14 protein-coding genes and 1 tRNA gene are annotated in these 18,028 nt (G+C 61.8%); 5 read left to right on the forward strand and 10 right to left on the reverse strand.

Annotated elements, in window-relative coordinates; translation table 11 throughout:
- Positions 1 to 30 precede the first annotated feature (30 nt).
- Positions 31 to 1,398 (forward strand): MATE family efflux transporter, encoded by a 1,368-nt coding sequence (locus NE851_RS17180; protein WP_097623047.1) that lies wholly within the window; start codon positions 31 to 33, stop codon positions 1,396 to 1,398.
- A gap of 90 nt (positions 1,399 to 1,488) precedes the next feature.
- On the opposite strand, the gene NE851_RS17185 is transcribed toward NE851_RS17180, so the two are convergent.
- From NE851_RS17185 to NE851_RS17220, 8 genes are all read right to left on the reverse strand, one after another.
- Positions 1,489 to 1,650: a hypothetical protein gene (locus NE851_RS17185; protein WP_164735939.1), complete on the reverse strand. Its 162-nt coding sequence runs from the start codon at positions 1,648 to 1,650 to the stop codon at positions 1,489 to 1,491.
- Between the two features lie 101 nt (positions 1,651 to 1,751).
- Positions 1,752 to 2,588 carry a helix-turn-helix transcriptional regulator gene (locus NE851_RS17190; RefSeq protein ID WP_028755931.1) on the reverse strand — a complete coding sequence of 279 codons (837 nt, stop codon included), beginning with the start codon at positions 2,586 to 2,588 and terminating at the stop codon, positions 1,752 to 1,754.
- Positions 2,589 to 2,653: 65 nt separating this feature from the next.
- Complete coding sequence (locus NE851_RS17195; protein ID WP_063474228.1) at positions 2,654 to 2,863, reverse strand: DUF1127 domain-containing protein; 210 nt, start codon at positions 2,861 to 2,863, stop codon at positions 2,654 to 2,656.
- An 89-nt stretch (positions 2,864 to 2,952) separates the two neighbouring features.
- A complete protein-coding gene (gene iolB / locus NE851_RS17200; RefSeq protein WP_097623046.1) occupies positions 2,953 to 3,750 on the reverse strand; it encodes a 5-deoxy-glucuronate isomerase in 798 nt (265 codons plus the stop codon).
- A 203-nt stretch (positions 3,751 to 3,953) separates the two neighbouring features.
- On the reverse strand, positions 3,954 to 4,871 hold the full coding sequence (gene iolE / locus NE851_RS17205; RefSeq protein WP_063474230.1) for a myo-inosose-2 dehydratase: 918 nt from the start codon (positions 4,869 to 4,871) through the stop codon (positions 3,954 to 3,956).
- Between the two features lie 168 nt (positions 4,872 to 5,039).
- A complete protein-coding gene (iolD, locus tag NE851_RS17210; RefSeq protein WP_097623045.1) occupies positions 5,040 to 6,890 on the reverse strand; it encodes a 3D-(3,5/4)-trihydroxycyclohexane-1,2-dione acylhydrolase (decyclizing) in 1,851 nt (616 codons plus the stop codon).
- Between the two features lie 194 nt (positions 6,891 to 7,084).
- Positions 7,085 to 9,019: a bifunctional 5-dehydro-2-deoxygluconokinase/5-dehydro-2-deoxyphosphogluconate aldolase gene (locus tag NE851_RS17215; protein WP_028758256.1), complete on the reverse strand. Its 1,935-nt coding sequence runs from the start codon at positions 9,017 to 9,019 to the stop codon at positions 7,085 to 7,087.
- Between the two features lie 92 nt (positions 9,020 to 9,111).
- Complete coding sequence (locus NE851_RS17220; protein WP_097623044.1) at positions 9,112 to 9,987, reverse strand: MurR/RpiR family transcriptional regulator; 876 nt, start codon at positions 9,985 to 9,987, stop codon at positions 9,112 to 9,114.
- 207 nt (positions 9,988 to 10,194) lie between these two features.
- On the opposite strand from NE851_RS17220, the gene NE851_RS17225 reads away from it, so the two are divergent.
- From NE851_RS17225 to NE851_RS17240, 4 genes are all read left to right on the forward strand, one after another.
- Positions 10,195 to 11,310 (forward strand): Gfo/Idh/MocA family protein, encoded by a 1,116-nt coding sequence (locus NE851_RS17225; protein WP_097623043.1) that lies wholly within the window; start codon positions 10,195 to 10,197, stop codon positions 11,308 to 11,310.
- A 183-nt stretch (positions 11,311 to 11,493) separates the two neighbouring features.
- Complete coding sequence (locus NE851_RS17230) at positions 11,494 to 12,711, forward strand: NAD(P)/FAD-dependent oxidoreductase (protein WP_254961724.1); 1,218 nt, start codon at positions 11,494 to 11,496, stop codon at positions 12,709 to 12,711.
- Between the two features lie 241 nt (positions 12,712 to 12,952).
- Positions 12,953 to 13,043, forward strand: a tRNA-Ser gene (locus NE851_RS17235).
- Between the two features lie 668 nt (positions 13,044 to 13,711).
- Positions 13,712 to 14,719: a porin gene (locus NE851_RS17240; RefSeq protein WP_047616236.1), complete on the forward strand. Its 1,008-nt coding sequence runs from the start codon at positions 13,712 to 13,714 to the stop codon at positions 14,717 to 14,719.
- 90 nt (positions 14,720 to 14,809) lie between these two features.
- On the opposite strand, the gene NE851_RS17245 is transcribed toward NE851_RS17240, so the two are convergent.
- Complete coding sequence (locus NE851_RS17245; protein ID WP_254961727.1) at positions 14,810 to 15,706, reverse strand: alpha/beta fold hydrolase; 897 nt, start codon at positions 15,704 to 15,706, stop codon at positions 14,810 to 14,812.
- Positions 15,707 to 15,771: 65 nt separating this feature from the next.
- Positions 15,772 to 17,847 carry a lytic transglycosylase domain-containing protein gene (locus NE851_RS17250; RefSeq protein WP_097623040.1) on the reverse strand — a complete coding sequence of 692 codons (2,076 nt, stop codon included), beginning with the start codon at positions 17,845 to 17,847 and terminating at the stop codon, positions 15,772 to 15,774.
- Positions 17,848 to 18,028: the final 181 nt, after the last annotated feature.

An 18,028-nucleotide genomic window follows, 5' to 3' on the forward strand; every position in this document is an offset into this window, starting at 1 on the left:
GGGACTCGCCGATATGACACGGATTTCTCCATGACCGATCTTTCCCAGGGCAATGCGTTCCTCACCGGCGGGCTGCCGGGCGTCTTCATCAAGACGGCGGCGCCGATCGTCGCGATCACCACCGTCAACGGCCTGTTCACCGTCGTCGACGCCTATTTCCTCGGTGCCTATGTCGGCCCGGACGCGCTCTCTGCCGTCAGCCTGATTTTCCCGGGGCTGATGCTGCTGATCGCCCTGCAATCGCTCGTCTCGAACGGCATGGCAAGCATCCTCGCCCGCCGGCTGGGTGCCGGCAATCGCGATGGTGCGCGTCGGGTCTTTGCCGGCGCGCATGCGCTGGCGCTCGCCGTTACCCTTATCCTCAATTTGGTCTACTGGACGGTGGGCCGGCAGATCATCGGTGCCGGTGCTGCCGGCAATTCCGCCGTAACCGATGGCGCAACGCTGTTCATGGGCGCGATGATCGCCTGTGGGCCGGTCAGCTTCTTTCTGTCGCTGCATCTCGACGGATTGCGCTGCGAAGGCAAGATCGGCTTCATGACGCTGGTGACGCTGTCGGCCTCGCTGCTCAACATCTTCGCCAACTGGCTGTTCATGGCGGTGATGCATTGGGGCGTGCTCGGTTCGGCAGCCGGCTCTATCGCCTCGCAATTCGTCTGCCTAGCGGCCGTGCTCGCCTACCGCTGGCGTCGGCCCACGGCACTCAGGCCGTCCTCTGGAGCAGCACTTGCCGAATGGCGTGGCATCGTCGCCTTCGGCGCGCCGATGAGCCTCGGCTTCATCGGCATATCGCTGGCCTCGGCCGCCATTCTGATCAATGTCTCGCTCTGGAGCGTGGCAGATCATGTCGCCACGATTGCCGCCTACGGCATCATCACCCGGATCATGACCTTCACCTATCTGCCGCTGCTTGGCCTCAGCATCGCCCTGCAGACGATCGCCGGCAACAATCACGGTGCCGGCCTCGGGCTTCGCGTCGGCCGCAGCCTGCAGATCGCCATGCTCGCAGCACTCGTCTATTGCACTTTGGTGGAGGTTACCGTCGAGTTGCTGGCTGGCCGCCTTGGCGCCGTCTTCGTCGCCGATCCCGCCATAACAGCCGAGGTCAGGCGAATTCTGCCCTGGACGATCGCCGCCTATTTTCTCTTTGGGCAGATGCTGATCCTGTCGTCCTATTTCCAATCGATCGGCGATGCGCCGCGCGCCGCGATCTTCGGCCTGTCGCGGCCCTATCTGCTGACCCTGCCGCTCACCTTCCTGCTTCCCTTCATCTTCGGCGAGCAGGGAATCTGGATGGTGCCGGTCTTTGCCGAGGCAGGCATGGTCATCCTTGCCGTCCTGGTGCTGTCGCAGAACGCCAAACGCCGCGGCTGGCGCTATGGGCTTCTGCCCGCCTGATACGGCAAAGCCGTGCCGCCTCGTGAATTGACCCTCGAAGGTTAACATCAACCCTCGAGGTCAGTTCACTGGCGGCTCTATCTGATACCGTCATTCATTGGCGCTCGAAGCGGCCGATGTCGCAGCTTCCGCCTCGTTCAACGCCTCGGCGCATTCCTGGCAGCAGACCTCGACAGTCTTGCCCCCGAGCTTGACGGTGATGGTTTCCGGACCGAGTTCGCAGTCGCAGGCAGCGCATGTGGTCTTCTTCATCTGGTGATCCTCCGGTTATCGTCCCCAGATCGGGACAGGCTCATAAGATCATCGAAGACCGCATCGCCGCTGTCGAAATCTTTAGCGATTTACGGAGGCTTTTACCTCAGCCGTAGTTGCGCCGAGCGCTGGAATTCGGCCGGAGTCTGCCCGAAGGACTGCTTGAAGGACGCGCTGAAATGGCTGTGGCTGGAAAAGCCGAGATCGAGACCGAGCGCCGTCAGATCCTCATACTGGCCGAGCAGATCGAGCGCCCGGGCAAGCCGCAGCCGCAACTGGTAGCGATAAAGCGGTGTGGCCTCGACCTGCTGGAAGACCTGGGTGAGATAAACCGGCGACACGCCGACTTCCGAGGCGATTTCCGCAAGCGTCCAGCGTCGTGCGAGATCGGAGGAGAGCACCAGCTTGGCCCGGTCGACAAGTTTCTGCCGGCCGGCGCTGGCGCCCGCTGCGTGCGATGTGCGCTCGCCGAGCGAGCGGCGCACCAGCGTCAGCGCCAGTATCTCCGCCTCCAGCGTTTCGGCGACGTTGCGGCGCAGACCATGACGCAGGAGCGCGACCAGCGCCTGCGCCCGCGGATCGATCCGCCGGCGCTGACGGCGGAAGGAAAACGCCTGGCCGGGCTGCACCTGATCCTTCGGCGTGAGTTCTTCGAGCATGGATTCGTCGATCGCCAGATCGATGCAAGCATCGCCGCCCTCGATGGGGTGGCTGATCCGATATCCCTGGCCGGCATTGAAGAACACGACCTGATTGGCTTCGGCCACCGTGTCGTTGCGGCCGACATGCCGCATGAATACGCCGCGATAGGGATAGACGAGGCTCGTCCTGTGGGCGCATTCCTCGTCGCTCTTGTGGCGGCATTCGCCATTGCAGACGATGTCACGAATGGTGACCGTCTTCGTTTTCAGGAGCGGTGCTGTTGAAAACTGCGACATGGCATGTTCCGGGTCAGGCAGGTCGCCGGTGAGGCGACCTGCCGGCACAATATCACGCTCAAGTTTCAGTAGCGACTGTAGACATGGACGTCGCTTTCGGTCTGCCCCCTGGAAAGGCCGATATCCTTCAGCTGCTCGTCGGACAGCTCCATCAGCGCATTGCAGTTGCGCCGTTCGTTCATCTTGCGCGCCAGCCAGTGTGCTGCGGTGATGATGGCAAGGAACAAGCCGGGCCGCATATTGCGGGCCGAGATTGTGGAATTCGAACTATGCATGGTGATCCTCCATCCGTGTTTGGATGGAGGCAGTGAACCATCAGCGGCGATTTCGCGCTGTCAGATTATTTAGCGATCTGAATCAGCCTTCACGCCTTCAGTAACCACTCATGCTCGGCGGCATTGTGGAATTTCCAGATCCGCTTCGGCCCGGCCATGACGTTGAGGTAATAGAGATCGTAGCCGTGGGTAGCCGCGCAGGGATGATAGCCCTTCGGTACCAGCGTCACGTCGCCGTCCTCGATCGCCATCGCCTCGTCGAGCGAGCGGTCGTCGGTATAGACGCGCTGGAAACCGAAGCCCTGCGGCGGGTTGAGGCGGTGGTAATAGGTCTCTTCCAGGAAGCTCTCGTTCGGCAGGTCGTCCTGGTCGTGCTTGTGCGGCGGATAGGAGGAGGTATGGCCGCCCGGCGTGATCACCTCGACGACGAGCAGCGAATGCGCCGAGCTGTCGTCTTCCGGCATGATATTGTTGACGTAGCGCACATTCGTACCCTTGCCGCGCGTCGCCTGCGGATGCGTGCCGGGCGGGATGGCCTTTGCCTCATAGGTGCCGCCGCCGGGCGCCGAGCAGACGGCAAGCTCCAGATCGGTCTCGGCCGTCACCGACCATGTCGATTCCATCGGGATGTAGAGCGCATGCGGCGCGCCTTCGAACGGGCTCATACGGCCGCCGAGCGTGCCGAAATCCTTGGTGCCGGCCGATGCCTTGCCCTTGCCGGTCACCCAGACGAGGCAGACTTCGCGATCGCCCGTCTCTCCCGAAACAGTCTCGCCCGGCTTCAGCCGATGCAGATCGAAGCCGACATAGGTCCAGCCGGCATTTTCCGGAGTGACATGGGTGACGCGGCCATGCGCGCCGGACGGTTTCACCTTGAGGTTTGGCATTGGTATTTCTCCTCGTAAATTGACGGATGCGGCCCCCTCATCCGGCTGCCGCCACCTTCTCCGCGAGGGGAGAAGGGATATGCCGCACCTGCCTTGTTCGCCCTTCTCCCCTGGGGGAGAAGGTGCCCGAAGGGCGGATGAGGGCGCTTCTTGCCCTGACGATGCTATTCAGCCGCCCCTGGCGGAGAGGGCTTTCTTTTCGGTTATCCCTTCGGAAAGCCTTCCGTTTCCACGGTGTAACCCGCGGCGGTCATGACGCGCATCAATTCGGCATGGCCGATCTCGGCCATTTTCTGCGGCGGCGCTTTGCGCGGATCCTGTTCGGCCTCGACGACGAACCAGCCTTCATAGCCGTGATCGGCCAGCCGCTGGACGATGGCGCCGAAATCGAGCGAACCGTCGCCGGGCACCGTGAAGGCGCCGAGCGCCACCGCATCGAGGAAGGACTGCCGGCTGCGGTCCAGCCCATCGACCACGGGCTTGCGGATGTCCTTGACGTGAACATGGTTGATGCGGGCGTGGTGATTGTCGATGGCGCGCAGCACGTCGCCGCCGGCAAAGGCGAGATGCCCGGCATCGAGCAGCAGCGGAATGCCTTCACCCGAAGAGCGCATGAAGGCGTCGAGTTCCGGCTCGGTTTCGACCACGGCCGCCATGTGGTGATGATAGGAAAGCGGCATGCCCTGCTCGGCGCACCATTCCCCGAATTCCGTGACGCGCCGCGCATAGGCCTTCATCTCGTCATCGGAGAGGCGCGGCTTGGTGGCGAGCGGCTTGGAGCGATCGCCCTGGATGGAGCGGCCGACTTCGCCATAAACGATGCAAGGCGCATTGACCGCCTTGAACAGCGCAATCATCGGCGCGATGCGGTCCTTGTTGGCGGCAAGCTCCTCATTGACAAGCGTGCCGGAAAACCAGCCGCCGCATAGCGTCACGTCGGCGGCGCGCAGAATCGGGAGCATTTCTTCCGGATTGCTGGGGAAACGGCGGCCTTGTTCCATGCCGGTGAAACCGGCGCTGCGCGATTGCCGCAGGCATTCCTCGAGGGACACATCGTCGCTGAGCTCAGGAAGATCGTCGTTCCACCACGCGATGGGCGACATGCCGAGTTTGGCCTTCATCAACATTCTCCTTAAAAGCATTGCGGAAGAGCCGGGACGCTCCTCCGAAAAATGGTGGCACGACAGCGCCGCGCGCCTTTCCAGACGCGCAAAGGACGCTGTAGCACCTCGAATTGCTGCATAATTTTGTCCTTAAATCGATGCCGATTGAAGGAATTATGCAGTCGATCAGCCGATGCGCTGGGCGGCGCGTGCTTCGACATAGCCCTTGCGCGCTTCGTTGACCTGTTCGCGAGGACTGACCTCAGGCACCACGACATCCCACCAATGGCCGCCGGCTTCCGTGGTAATGAGCGGATCGGTGTCGATGAGGAAGACCGAGGTGCGGTCGTTCGTCTTCGAATCGATGATCGCCTGCTCGAGTTCCGCGATGGAACCGACCTTGACGGCGATGGCGCCCATGCTTTCGGCATGCGCGCGGAAATCGATCTCCGGCATCACCTCGTGATAGGAGTCCTTCAGCAGATTGTTGAAGTTGGCGCCGCCGGTGCCCATCTGCAATCGGTTGATGCAGCCATAACCGCGATTGTCGAGCACGACGATGTTGAGCTTGAGGCCGAGCATGACCGACGTGGCGATCTCGGAATTCATCATCATGTAGGAGCCGTCGCCGACCATGACGACGACATCCCGTTCGGGATGCGCCATCTTGGCGCCGAGACCGCCGGCAATCTCATAGCCCATGCAGGAGAAGCCGTATTCCATATGATAGCTGCCAGGCGCGGTCGCCGGCCAGAGCTTGTGCAATTCGCCGGGAAGGCCGCCTGCAGCGCAAAGAACCGTCGTATTCTCGCCGCCGATCGTGCGTGCCACCGCGCCGATCACCTGCGCATCGGAGGGCAGGGCGGCATTGCTCGTGGCCATCGCCCTGGCCGCAGCCTCTATCCAGACCTTCTTCTCCGCGGCCGCCTTCTCCACGAGTGCTGCCGGCGCCTTCCAGCCGGAAAGCCCTGCCGAAAGCGCCTTCAGCCCTTCGCGGGCATCGGCCACCAGCGGATGGCTATCGTGCTTCACCGCGTCATAGGCGGCGATATTGAGGCCGACCATCTTGAGGCTGTCGTTCTTGAACAGCGCCCAGGAGCCGGTGGTGAAATCCTGGCAGCGGGTGCCAACGGCGATGACGAGGTCCGTCTCTTCCGCGATCGCATTTGCTGCCGAGGTGCCGGTGACGCCGACCGAGCCGAGCGCCAGCGGATGGGTCTCGTTGATCGATGACTTGCCGGCCTGGGTGACGACGACGGGAAGGCCGTGGGCTTCGGCAAAAGCGGCAAGCTCCTGCGTCGCCTGCGAATAAAGCACGCCGCCGCCGGCAACGATCACCGGCTTCTGCGACGCCTTGATCAGCGCAATGGCATTTGCCAGCTCGTCCGCATCCGGCTGCGGCCGGCGGGTTGTCCAGACCTTTTCATCGAACAGGCTTTCCGGATAATCATAGGCTTCCGCCTGAACGTCCTGGCAGAGCGACAATGTCACCGGGCCGCAATCCAGGGGGTCGGTCAGGACCTGCATGGCGCGCTTCAGCGCCGTGATGATCTGCTCGGGCCGGGTGATGCGGTCGAAATAGCGCGAAACTGGACGGAACGCATCATTGGCCGAAACCGTGCCATCGCCGAAATCCTCGATCTGCTGCAGCACCGGATCCGGCGCACGGTTGGCAAAGACGTCGCCCGGCAGGAAGAGAACGGGAATACGATTGACATGCGCGACGCCCGCGGCCGTCACCATGTTCAGTGCGCCGGGGCCGATCGAGGTCGTGCAGGCCATGAAGCGCGTGCGGAAATTCGCCTTGGCATAGGCGATCGCGGCATGCGCCATGCCCTGTTCGTTGTGGGCGCGATAGGTCGTCAATTCGCCGCGCACCTGATAGAGCGCCTCGCCGATGCCGGCGACGTTGCCGTGACCGAAGATCGCCCAGACGCCGCCGAAGATCTGCACCTTCTTGCCGTCGACGATCGTCATCTGCTTCTTGAGGAAATGCGCGACGGCCTGCGCCATCGTCAACCGTATCGTCTTGCCCATCGGGTCCTCCCGCAATCTTTCTTTCACGTTTTTTCCTTCCCCAACCCTCCCCACAAGGGGAGGGGTTAACCTGGCGGGCTCTCACCATTCTCGCCGCAGGATCTCGTCCAAAAGAACGTTCGCTCATGGCGTGAGGCGAGCCTCAAGTTAAGTCCCTCCCCCTTGCGGGGAGGGGTTGGGGAGGGTCTTAATTCTCAGTGACGCCCACGCGTCTTCAGCCACGCTTCGGTCAGTTGCCGGAAGCGGCCGGCCATGTCGGCGATCGCCTCCTCGTCGTTTATTTCGCCCGAAAGCCAGGCGCGCGCCGGATCGGCAAAGATCGTCCGGCCAACGGCGAAGCCCTTGACGGAGGGAGCCGCCAGCGTCGCCTCGAAGCAGGAGATCAGCTCGTCGGCGGGCGCCTCGAGGCCCAAGAGCACGATACCGCGGCACCATGGATCATTTTTGGCGATCACCGCATCGATTTTCTTCCAGGCTTGGCTCGATGCCTGCGGCTCGAGTTTCCACCAGTCCGGCTTGATGCCGAGCGCATAAAGCTCTTCCAGCGCGGTCGCGATCGTATCGTCGGTGAGCGGCCCGTTCTTGCCGGCGATGATCTCCACCAGCAACTCGCGGCCGACCTTGCGGGCGGCCTCGAACAGCGTGCGCAGTTTCTCCTGCTGCTCCGTCTTCAGGTCAGCCGGATCATCGGGATGATAGAAGCACAGGCACTTGATGCAATGACCGAGCGGCCATTCCACAAGCTGCGAGCCGATATCCTGGCTGAATTCGAAGCGCAGCGGCTTCGAGCCCGGCAATTCCACCGGTCGGCCGATCCAAGAGAAATTCTTCGTTGCCGCGTCGAAGAAGGCGTCGCGGCCGAAACGTTCGTCGATCAGCATGCCGTAGCCGTCGCGGCCGTTCGACACCCGTGCCGCCGCCGCGACCGCCAGCCGCTTGAAGGCGCCGATCTTCTCATGGCCGACGCCGAGCTCATCGGCGACGCTGACGAGCTGCGAGCGGTGGTCGATCGCCAGCGCCATCAGAAGCGGGACTTCGCCGCGCCGGGTCGAGGCCCAGTGGATATGGTTGATCGCCTCGTCCTTGCGCAGTGCCCGGTGTTTGCTGCCGTTCGTCAGGAAGAAGTCGAGTTCCGCCCAGGTCGGATATTCCGGCGAGCAGAGCAGGCGGGAAACGGCGAAGGCGCCGCAGGCATTGGCCCAGGTGGCGCACGTCTTCAGCGGCTCGTCGCGCAGGAAGCCGCGCAGGAAGCCGGACATGAAGGCATCGCCGGCACCGAGCACGTTGAAGACTTCGATCGGGAAACCCTGGCCGACGATGCCGGCCTCGAGATCGTCGGCAATCGGCCCGTCATAGACGATGCAGCCCATCGCGCCGCGCTTCAGTACGATCGTTGCCGGCGACAGGCGGCGAATCTCCTTCAGCGCACCGAGCACGTCGTCGGCGCCGGAAGCGATCAGGATTTCCTCTTCTGTCCCGACGATGAGGTCGCAGTCCGGCAGCGTCTCCTTCATCTTCGAGGAGACCCGGTCGGATTTCACGTAGCGCTCGAAGCCTTCCGCATGGCCGGCAAGTCCCCACAGGTTCGGCCGGTAATCGATGTCGAAGATTACCTTGCGGCCGTTCGCCTTGGCGATACGGATCGCCTTGCGCTGCGCGGCCTCGGTATTCGGCCGCGAGAAATGCGTGCCGGAAACGAGAACGGCGCGCGACGATCTGATGAAATTTTCGTCGATATCGCCTTCATCGAGCGCCATATCGGCGCAGTCCGATCGATAGAAGATCATCGGCGAGACGCCCTCGGCCTCGACCGCAAGCAGCACCAGCGCCGTCAGCCGCTCCTTGTCGGTGATGATACCGTCTGTGGCGACACCTTCGCGCGCCGACTGCTCGCGGATGAAGCGTCCCATCTGCTCGTCGCCGACGCGGGTGATGAGGCCGGATTTGAGGCCGAGCCGCGCCGTGCCGATAGCGATATTGGCCGGGCAGCCACCGACGGACTTGGCGAAGGAGGCGATATCCTCCAGCCGTGAACCGATCTGCTGACCGTAAAGATCGACCGAGGAACGGCCGATGGTGATCACATCAAGCGCCGGCTCCGGCTGCGAACCCGGATTCGATTGTACCATGATGTCCTCCCGCTAGATTTTGCGCGGCTTCCAGTGCCTGCGAATTTTCAATAATGAAACATTGGTTCCGAGATTTTGTCAATTCGGAATGTTTATTCCATTTTGCCTTTTACAGGTTTTGACTGCTGCCGCTTGCGCCGCCGCTCGGCAATTGCAACCGGCAGTGCCATGGTGAGCGCCATCGAAGCCGAAAGCGAGCGGAAGCCGGCGAAATCGGCCTCCGCCACCTCGAACCAGTGCGTGGCACAGGCGGCAAGCGGCGAGAAAGCCGAATCGGTGATCGCGATAACGGGCACGCCGCGGTCGGCAAGTTCCTGGCTCTGGCTGAGGCTGTCGGCCGCATAGGGCGAGAAGCTCGCCGCGATCGCCGCATCCTTGGGTGTTGCAAACTGCACCATCTCCGGATCGACGCCGTTCGGCGAGGCGACGATCTGGTGGCGGATGTTGAGCTTGGAAAAAGCGTAGGTCATGTGCGCCGTCAGCGGGTAGGAGCGCCGTTTGGCGATCAGATAGATCGTCTCGGCGCCGGCAAGGATATTCACCGCTTTCGTGAAAGTATCGCTCTGCACTGTCGCCGCCAACCGGTTGACCGACTGGTTGGCCGCGGCAATGAAGCCGGAAAGCAGATTGGCGTCCTCATCGTCGCCGCTCGATTGCTCCAGCGTGACGAGCCGCTCTTCGTAACTCAGCGTCCGGTCGCGCAATCTTTCGCGAAAGATGCTCTGCAGGTCGGAAAAGCCTCCATACCCCAGATGATGCGCCAGGCGCACCAGCGTCGAGGGCTGGACGTCCGAGGCGGCCGCGATGCTCGCCGTCGTGCCGAAGGCGATTTCGTCGGGATTGCCGAGCGCGAAGGCTGCGACCTGCGCCAGCCGCTTCGGCATGTTCGCCTTGCGCTCGATGATGGTGCTGCGCAGGCTTTCAAAATCGCGCGGCACACGCGCGTGCCTCTTGGGATCGTTATCCATGCTTGCGGCTCACGAGATGAAACAAATATTCCATATTGTCGAACATAGACGATTTCAAACGACACGCCTAATTGTTTTTAATCGCCTGTAATTGAAGGCTTTTGGACAGTTGTGCGGGGAAGGGCGCGAGAAATGCCATGCGTAGGTCTCTTGTCAAAATGATCCAAATATTCCAAAAATCCGCGCGCAGCTCTGGAGGAGACGGAAATGAAGCCACTCGGCATCGGTTTGATCGGCACCGGTTATATGGGCAAATGCCATGCGCTGGCGTGGAATGCGGTGAAGACTGTGTTCGGCGATGTCGAGCGTCCGCGTCTCGTGCATCTGGCCGAAGCCAATGCCGGGCTTGCTGAGGCCCGTGCCGGTGAATTCGGCTTCGAGAAGGCGACGGCGGACTGGCGGGCGCTGATCGCCGACCCCGAGGTCGACGTCGTCTCCGTCACGACGCCCAATCAGTTCCACCCCGAGATGGCGATTGCAGCCCTCGAAGCCGGCAAGCATGTCTGGTGCGAAAAGCCGATGGCGCCGGTCTATGCCGATGCCGAGCGCATGCTGGAAACCGCAAAGCGGTCCGGCAAGGTCGCCGCCCTTGGTTACAATTACATCCAGAATCCCGTCATGCGGCATATCAGGACGCTGATTGGGGAGGGCGCCATCGGTACGGTCAACCACATCCGCGTCGAGATGGACGAGGACTTCATGGCCGATCCCGATGTCTTCTTTTATTGGAAGAGCGAGCTTTCCGCCGGCTACGGCGCCCTCGACGATTTCGCCGTGCATCCGCTATCGCTGCTTTGGTACCTCTTCGGCCATGTCGAGGCCGTCATAACGGATATGGTGAAACCCTATGCCGATCGCCCGCTGAGCGAAGGTGGTCGCCGTGCCGTCGAAAACCACGATGGCGCCAACGTGCTGATGCGGCTTGGCGGCGGCATATCCGCCGTGTTGATGGCGAATCGCGCCGCCTGGGGCCGCAAGGGCCGTATCGCCCTGCAGATTTTCGGCTCGAAAGGCTCGATCGTCTACGACCAGGAGCGCATGAACGAATTCGAACTCTATCAGGCCGAGGGCCGCGGCACCGAACAGGGCTTCCGCAAGATACTGGCGGCGCCCGCCCATCGGCCCTATGATCGCTTCATCCCGGCGCCCGGCCATGGCCTCGGCTTCAACGATCTGAAGATCATCGAATGCCGCGAGCTGATCCGGGCAATTTCAGGCGAGCCGTCGTCGATCGTGACATTCGAAGACGGTCTCAGGATAGAGAAGTCGGTGCATGCCATGGCACAGTCCTTCCACGAGCGCCGTTGGATCGAGATCGGCTGAATGTAAGAGGCCGCTTTCCGTTGACGGCGTATGAGGTCGCTGCATAATCCTTAAATCGGAATCGATTTGAAGAGGATGCGGCAAATTGAAAGTGCTACAGCGTCCTTTGCGCGTCTGAAGACGCGGGGCGTTGGAGGGGATAGCCTTGGCGCGAGTGTCGGGCGCAGCTTCAGGAGTGAGATCGTGACGGATAGACTGGTGATCATCGGCGCGGGACAGGCCGGTTTCGCATTGGCGGCCAAGCTGCGTGCGTTGAAGGACGCGCGCCCGATCACCCTTATCGGCGCGGAGGACGTGGCGCCCTATCAGCGCCCGCCGCTTTCGAAGAAATACCTGCTCGGCGAAATGGCATTCGACCGTCTGCTGTTCCGCGCCGAGCACTGGTATGCCGACAACGATGTCGACCTTCGCGTTTCGACCTGGGCCGAGCAGATCAAGCCTGACACCAAGCAGGTTCTCCTGCAGGACGGCTCCGTTCTCGATTACGGCACGCTGGCGCTGGCCACCGGCTCGACGCCGCGCCGGCTGCCGGCCGCAATCGGCGGTGATCTCGAAGGCGTCTATGTCGCCCGCGACAAGCGCGATGCCGATCTGCTCGCCGAAGAGATGCGTCCCGGTCGCCGCGTCCTCATCATCGGCGGCGGTTATATCGGTCTCGAGGCGGCCGCCGTCGCCCGCCATCGCGGCCTTGAGGTGACCGTCATCGAGATGGCCGACCGTATCCTGCAGCGCGTCGCGGCGAAGGAGACCGCCGACATCATGCGCGGGATCCATGAAAGCCATGACGTGGTGATTCGGGAAAAGACGGGGCTCAAGCATCTGATCGGCACGGATGGCCGCGTCACCGGCGCCGCACTTTCCGACGGTTCGGTCATCGATATCGACTTCGCCGTCGTCGGCATCGGCGTCGCGCCGAACGACCAGCTCGCCAAGGAAGCCGGCCTCGAAGTCGCCAACGGCATTGTCGTCGACGAATTCGCCCGCACCTCCGATCCGTCGATCTTTGCCGCCGGCGATTGCGCCGCCCTTCCCTGGCAGGGCGGCCGCATCAGGCTCGAATCGGTGCAGAACGCCGTCGACCAGGCCGAAGCGGCGGCAGCGGTCATCGCCGGTGGCAGCGAGCCCTATGAGCCGAAGCCATGGTTCTGGTCCGATCAGTATGACGTCAAGCTGCAGATCGCCGGCTTCAATCTCGGTTATGATGAGACGCTGCTGCGCCCCGGCGCCCGCGAAGGCGCCCACTCCGTCTGGTACTTCAGGGATGGCCTGCTGATTGCCGTCGATGCGATAAACGACGCGAAAGCCTATGTGACCGGAAAGAAACTGCTGGAATCCGGGATCAATCCCGACAGATCGATTCTCGCCGACCCCTCTGCCGACCTCAAGAGGCTGCTCGGCTAAATCAGCACCTGTTGGCGCCGGCGGTAACGCCGTCCTGGATTCGCTGATCCTGCCGGAGGCCGGGCGGCAAGGCTCGGCGTCTTTCGCCAAGACAACGAAGCGCGATTAATTTCTTCTGATCACGGCAGGAAATGCCGTTCTGTTTGCGCAGCCAGCCGAAAGGCTGCCTGCTGTATTTCTTCTGGTGAAAATTCAAAAAACTCTTGCATTCACAGGCCGGTCACCATAGTTAGGCCGCACCGGAGAGGTGGCCGAGTGGTCGAAGGCGCTCCCCTGCTAAGGGAGTATACGTCAAAAGCGTATCGTGGGTTCGAATCCCATCTTCTCCGCCATTCCGATTTTCCAAGAGTCTGCCGCTTCTTAGTTCCTGCCAGGAATCATATTCGCTTCGTCGATTACAGCGCCGCGCGTCTTTTCAGGCGGACAATGGACGCTGAAGCGACTTTGAGTCGCTGCGTAATTCCTTAAATCGGTTCCCGGTTTTATTGAATGATGCAGCGGGGCTTTGCGGCCACGCGACGGGAAGGTCTCTCCGCCTCGAGCGAGAGAATCGCTTTGCGGGAATCACTTCCCGCGCCCTGCATCGGCAGGTGACGAAAGCGGATTGGTGCACCTCCGGTTACGCTTCCCAGCGCTACGGTATCCCAGAAAGAACCGGATTTTGTCAAAAAAGTGTCGCGAATGTGTCACAAAGCGCATGTCCAATTCTTTGTCGATCAGAGCTAAGCAGCCGCAAAATCAGGGTTTTCTTAACAAAGCATAAAGGAAATCGGGGCTGGTTGCCCGACTTGTGTCCTTTCAGCAACAGAATGTCGGGAAGGCTCCCGCAAACCCCCCATCCGAGTAAGTTGGTGATTGCGTGACGGCTTCCGTCTTGTATTTTCAGCGTCGGAAGCAAGGGCGACTGATCGTCCACTTCTTGAAACACGGGGATGGGGCAGGGAACGCTGCTCAGCGAAAGATCCCAAACCCGATCGAAACTTTGAATTGGAGGTCATTTATGAACATCAAGAGCCTTCTTCTCGGCTCCGCTGCTGCTCTCGCAGTAGTTTCCGGTGCTCAGGCTGCTGACGCTATCGTTGCTGCCGAGCCGGAACCGGTCGAATACGTCCGCGTTTGCGACGCTTACGGCACCGGCTATTTCTACATCCCGGGCACCGAAACCTGCCTCAAGATCAACGGCTACATCCGTTTCCAGGTTAACGTCGGCGAAGATGTCGGCGGCGACTCTGACTGGGATGCCTTCAGCCGCGGTCAGGTTCAGTTCACGGCCAAGAGCGACACCGAATACGGTCCGCTGACCGGCGTCATCGTCATGCAGTTCAATGCTGACAATGCCTCCTCTCAGGGTGCCAAGCTCGACTCCGCTTACCTCGACATCGCCGGCTTCCGCGCTGGTCTGTTCTACAGCTGGTGGGACGATGGCCTCTCTGGCGAAACCGACGATATCGGCTCTCCGGTCACCCTGCATAACTCCATCCGTTATCAGTACGAAACCTCTGACTTCTACGCTGGCATCAGCGTCGATGAACTCGAAGACGGCTTCTACAAGACGGACGAAGAAGCCAACAACGTTGGTGTTGCAGTCGGTCTCGGCGGCAAGGCTGGCGCGTTCAGCTACCAGATCACTGCCGGCTACGACGTCGACAACGAAGAAGGTGCTGTCCGTGCAATGGGTACGGTTGACATCGGTCCCGGCACGCTCGGCCTCGCTGCCGTATACGCTACCGGCCCGAGCTCCTACTACACCAAGGCTGAATGGGCTGTTGCTGCCGAATACGCAATCAAGGCAACCGACAAGCTCAAGATCACCCCTGGCGTCCAGTACTACAGCGACTACTACGTTTCTGGCGACGACTTCGGCAACGGCGATGCCTGGAAGGCCGGTCTGACGGTTGATTACCAGATCGTCGACAACTTCTACGCCAAGGCTTCGGTTCAGTACCTCGATCCGGAAGATGCTGACGACTCCACGACGGGCTACTTCCGCCTGCAGCGTGCGTTCTAATCTGACCAGATTAGGCAATACGGAAAGCCCGGCTCTTGAGCCGGGCTTTCTGCTTTTGGTCACTGTCTCGATAGATGGAGATCAAAGCGCTTATCGGCAATTGGCGAGAAAAGCCTGAATCATTGCGGGGATTCTGCCGAGATGGAGGAGCGGTGCATGCCCTTGCTTCGCCGCGGTGTGCAGAACCAGTCCGGAATGGCGGCGTGCCATTTCGTCGGCCGTCTGCTTTGAGAGCAGCGACGTATTCTCGCCGCGGATCAACGTGAGCGGCAACCGGCTCAGGCTTTCGAATTGCTCCCACAGATCGGGTAGCGGCTGGCTGAAATCGACCGATTTGAGTGCCTCTGCGATCGCCGGATCGAAATCGGCGACCGGCCTTCCGCCGACGTCGCGATAAAGCGCAAGCGCCATCTCGCGCCAGTCTTCCCCCGCAAGTGCGGTAAACGACGCCCCATGATTTTCCTTCAATATATCGGCCGCCTCGCTCCACTCCGCCGGCTGCCTGCCGTTGTTGAGGTAATCTCGGATTCGTGCCAGCCCCTCAGCTTCGATCACAGGCCCGATATCGTTGAGGATGACGGCTTCGAGGAGAGCCGGACGCGTCGCTGCGATCAGATGCAGGATCAGCCCGCCGCGCGATGTGCCGATGAAGATCGCCCGCTCGAAGCCGAGCGCCGCGCAGGCGGCTATGACGTCGCCGGCTTCGACGGCGAGATTGTAGTTCGCCTTATTCTCGTCCCATGCCGAGTTTCCCCGGCCGCGCGAATCGAGTGCGATGACCCTGCGCGGCGATGTTCTGTCGCGGGAGAGAAGCAGCGCCAGCCGATGAAAATCCCGCGTATTGCGGGTCAGCCCGGGCAGGCAGATTACCGGCAGCCGTCCGCCTGTTAGGGCCTCGTCGGGCCGGTAGTCGCGGGCATAAAGCCTCAGCCCGTCGGAAGATGTGTAAAACCGTTCCTGGAAATCGCCTGCGTAAGTATCCGGCATCGCATCCCCTCGAGATCTGTTGATCCCGAAGATGTAGCCTGCTTTGCGAGCCGCACCAAACGGCTTCAGGAGGCGCTGCGTCCGCCGATCAGGTCGCGTTCGATATCGGTCGGCTGGCCAAGGCGGGCCTTGTAGACTTCGTAATTCTCCATCACCCGCTGCACATAGTTGCGCGTTTCGGGGAAGGGGATGCGCTCGATCCAGTCGACGATCTCGTCGATCGGCCTGCCGCGCGGATCGCCGTAGCGGCCGATCCATTCCGGCACCCGCTTCGGCCCGGCATTGTAGGCAATGAAGGTGAGGATATAGGAGCCGCCAAAGGCGTCTATCTGCTCGCCGAGATAATGCGCGCCGAGCGTCGCGTTGTAGCCGGCATCGGCCGTCAGTTTGTCTTTGGAATAGGTAATATTGTGGCGCTTGGCCACCGCCTGGGCTGTTCCCGGCAGAAGCTGCAGCAGGCCGCGCGCATTCGCCGCCGAAACGGCGGCCGGGTTGAAGGCGCTTTCCTGCCGGGCGATGGCATAGGCGAGTGCCTTGCCGGAGCCTGATATATTGGCGTTCGCTGGGATCACGCCGACCGGAAAGGCCAGCGCTGCGACATCGATGCCGCGCCCGTAAGCGATCTTGCCGATCTGCAGCGAGAGATGATGATCGCCGGATTGCTCGGCCTTTGCTGCAAGGACGGCCAATTCACCGGGGCTCTGCAGCTGATCGGCGAGCGCGAGATAGAGAATATCGGCCCGCCATCCATGGCCTGCGGCTTCCAGCCGGGCGATCGCCTGCACGGCTTCGCGCGCCTGGAAGCGTTGCCGGTCGGCCGTGCTCGGTGAGGGATAGGCGACGTTCAGCGTCTTTCGCCCCAGCCGTTCGGCCGCGAGCTGACCGTAGAAGGTGCCGGGAAAACTCGCGGCTTTCGTATAGAATTCACTGGATTGGCCGGGGCCGCCGGCCTCCGCTGCCCGGCCCAGCCAATACCAGGCGCGTGAAACCGAGATCGGCCCGTTTGATGTCTGGAGGATCTTGCGGAAGTGTCTTTCCGCCGTTGTCGGGTCCTGCAGGCCGCGAAGCGCGTACCATCCGGCATGGAACTCGGCCTCGACGATATCCGTCGGGCTTGTTGCGGCGTAGTTTGCGACGATGCGATAGGCGGGCTTGAATTGCCCCTGGTCGACGAGGCCGCGGCTGATGATCCGCTGCTCGTTCCACCACTCGCCGGAATTGACGAGTTCGCTGCGCTCGGGCGGCATCTGCTCCAGCAGCGCCGCCGCTTCGGCATATTTGTCCTGCTTGCGCAGATATTCGATCCGGGCAAACAGCAGGCCGGCATCGCCGCGCCATCTCGCATCGACGGCGTTAAGCAGGGCGCCGGCATTGCCGGCCTTGGCGTCGACGGCAGCCCAGGCCTTGTAGAGCGACTGCGCCTGGCCCATGTCGCCGAAGCGCTTGGCCTGCGCCACCCGGCCGCGATACATCAGATAGTCCATCCGCGCCTTATGGTCGGCAGGCGTCAGCAGCGCGGAAAACTCGATGAGGATCTTGTCTTCCGTCGCCTTGTCGAGAGCCTCTCCGCGCCAGACCTTGCGGATATATTTTGCTGCCTGCGCCTGCTTGCCTGTCGCAACCAGCGCCCGGCCGAGGATGACGGCGCCCTGCATCGTCTCAGGCGCAGTATCGCCGAAGGCGGCGAGCACGGCGGAAGGGGCGGGATTTTCGTCATAGAGCGCGCGCTCGGAATAGGCGCGCAGCCGCGAAAGACCCGGCCAGCCCTTGAGCTCCTGCGCGGCGCTGGCGATTTCATAGGAGGGAACGCCCTTCAATCCAGAAACGGCGATCGCCCAGGTGAGGATATGGCGGTCAAGCGTATCGTCGCGCATGCTGTCGCGGATCGAAAGCGCCAGCTGCGGGTCCTTGTCGGAAAGCGCGTCGAGGCCGGTTTTCAGGTCGCTGTTGACAGGCGCCACTGCCGGATTGCGCGGGATGGCGCCTGTGGTGATCGCTTCCGGTATGGATGTCTCGGGAATGAAGCCGAGCGGCTTGACATCAGGCACGGCAGCGCTCTCGCCGGGAAGCGGCGACGCAACGCTGCCCCACGCGGCGGCAATGAAGCCGAAGGCGGACAGAATCAGGACAGCTTTCTTCATCCGGGATCTCGCACCGAAAACACGCCCTGCCATTAGGCTAGAGGCATCTTAACGAAACCTTACCGTACCAGGTAAAATTCATTCACATCTGCTATCGGAATTTGCCCTAAACCGAACTCTCCGCGCTTGTCGCGATGATTTCGGCGCTCTATGGTGCGCAACTCTTATTCATGGAATGCGG

This window comes from Rhizobium anhuiense bv. trifolii (assembly GCF_024346605.1).
Classification (GTDB): Bacteria; Pseudomonadota; Alphaproteobacteria; order Rhizobiales; family Rhizobiaceae; genus Rhizobium; species Rhizobium anhuiense.

Bases quoted from the DNA above. Each gene is read 5' to 3' on its own strand.
- NE851_RS17180 (WP_097623047.1), top strand. From the start codon at position 31: ATGACCGATCTTTCCCAGGGCAATGCGTTCCTCACCGGCGGGCTGCCG.
- NE851_RS17185 (WP_164735939.1), bottom strand. From the start codon at position 1,650: ATGAAGAAGACCACATGCGCTGCCTGCGACTGCGAACTCGGTCCGGAA.
- NE851_RS17190 (WP_028755931.1), bottom strand. From the start codon at position 2,588: ATGTCGCAGTTTTCAACAGCACCGCTCCTGAAAACGAAGACGGTCACC.
- NE851_RS17195 (WP_063474228.1), bottom strand. From the start codon at position 2,863: ATGCATAGTTCGAATTCCACAATCTCGGCCCGCAATATGCGGCCCGGC.
- iolB (WP_097623046.1), bottom strand. From the start codon at position 3,750: ATGCCAAACCTCAAGGTGAAACCGTCCGGCGCGCATGGCCGCGTCACC.
- iolE (WP_063474230.1), bottom strand. From the start codon at position 4,871: ATGAAGGCCAAACTCGGCATGTCGCCCATCGCGTGGTGGAACGACGAT.
- iolD (WP_097623045.1), bottom strand. From the start codon at position 6,890: ATGGGCAAGACGATACGGTTGACGATGGCGCAGGCCGTCGCGCATTTC.
- NE851_RS17215 (WP_028758256.1), bottom strand. From the start codon at position 9,019: ATGGTACAATCGAATCCGGGTTCGCAGCCGGAGCCGGCGCTTGATGTG.
- NE851_RS17220 (WP_097623044.1), bottom strand. From the start codon at position 9,987: ATGGATAACGATCCCAAGAGGCACGCGCGTGTGCCGCGCGATTTTGAA.
- NE851_RS17225 (WP_097623043.1), top strand. From the start codon at position 10,195: ATGAAGCCACTCGGCATCGGTTTGATCGGCACCGGTTATATGGGCAAA.
- NE851_RS17240 (WP_047616236.1), top strand. From the start codon at position 13,712: ATGAACATCAAGAGCCTTCTTCTCGGCTCCGCTGCTGCTCTCGCAGTA.
- NE851_RS17245 (WP_254961727.1), bottom strand. From the start codon at position 15,706: ATGCCGGATACTTACGCAGGCGATTTCCAGGAACGGTTTTACACATCT.
- NE851_RS17250 (WP_097623040.1), bottom strand. From the start codon at position 17,847: ATGAAGAAAGCTGTCCTGATTCTGTCCGCCTTCGGCTTCATTGCCGCC.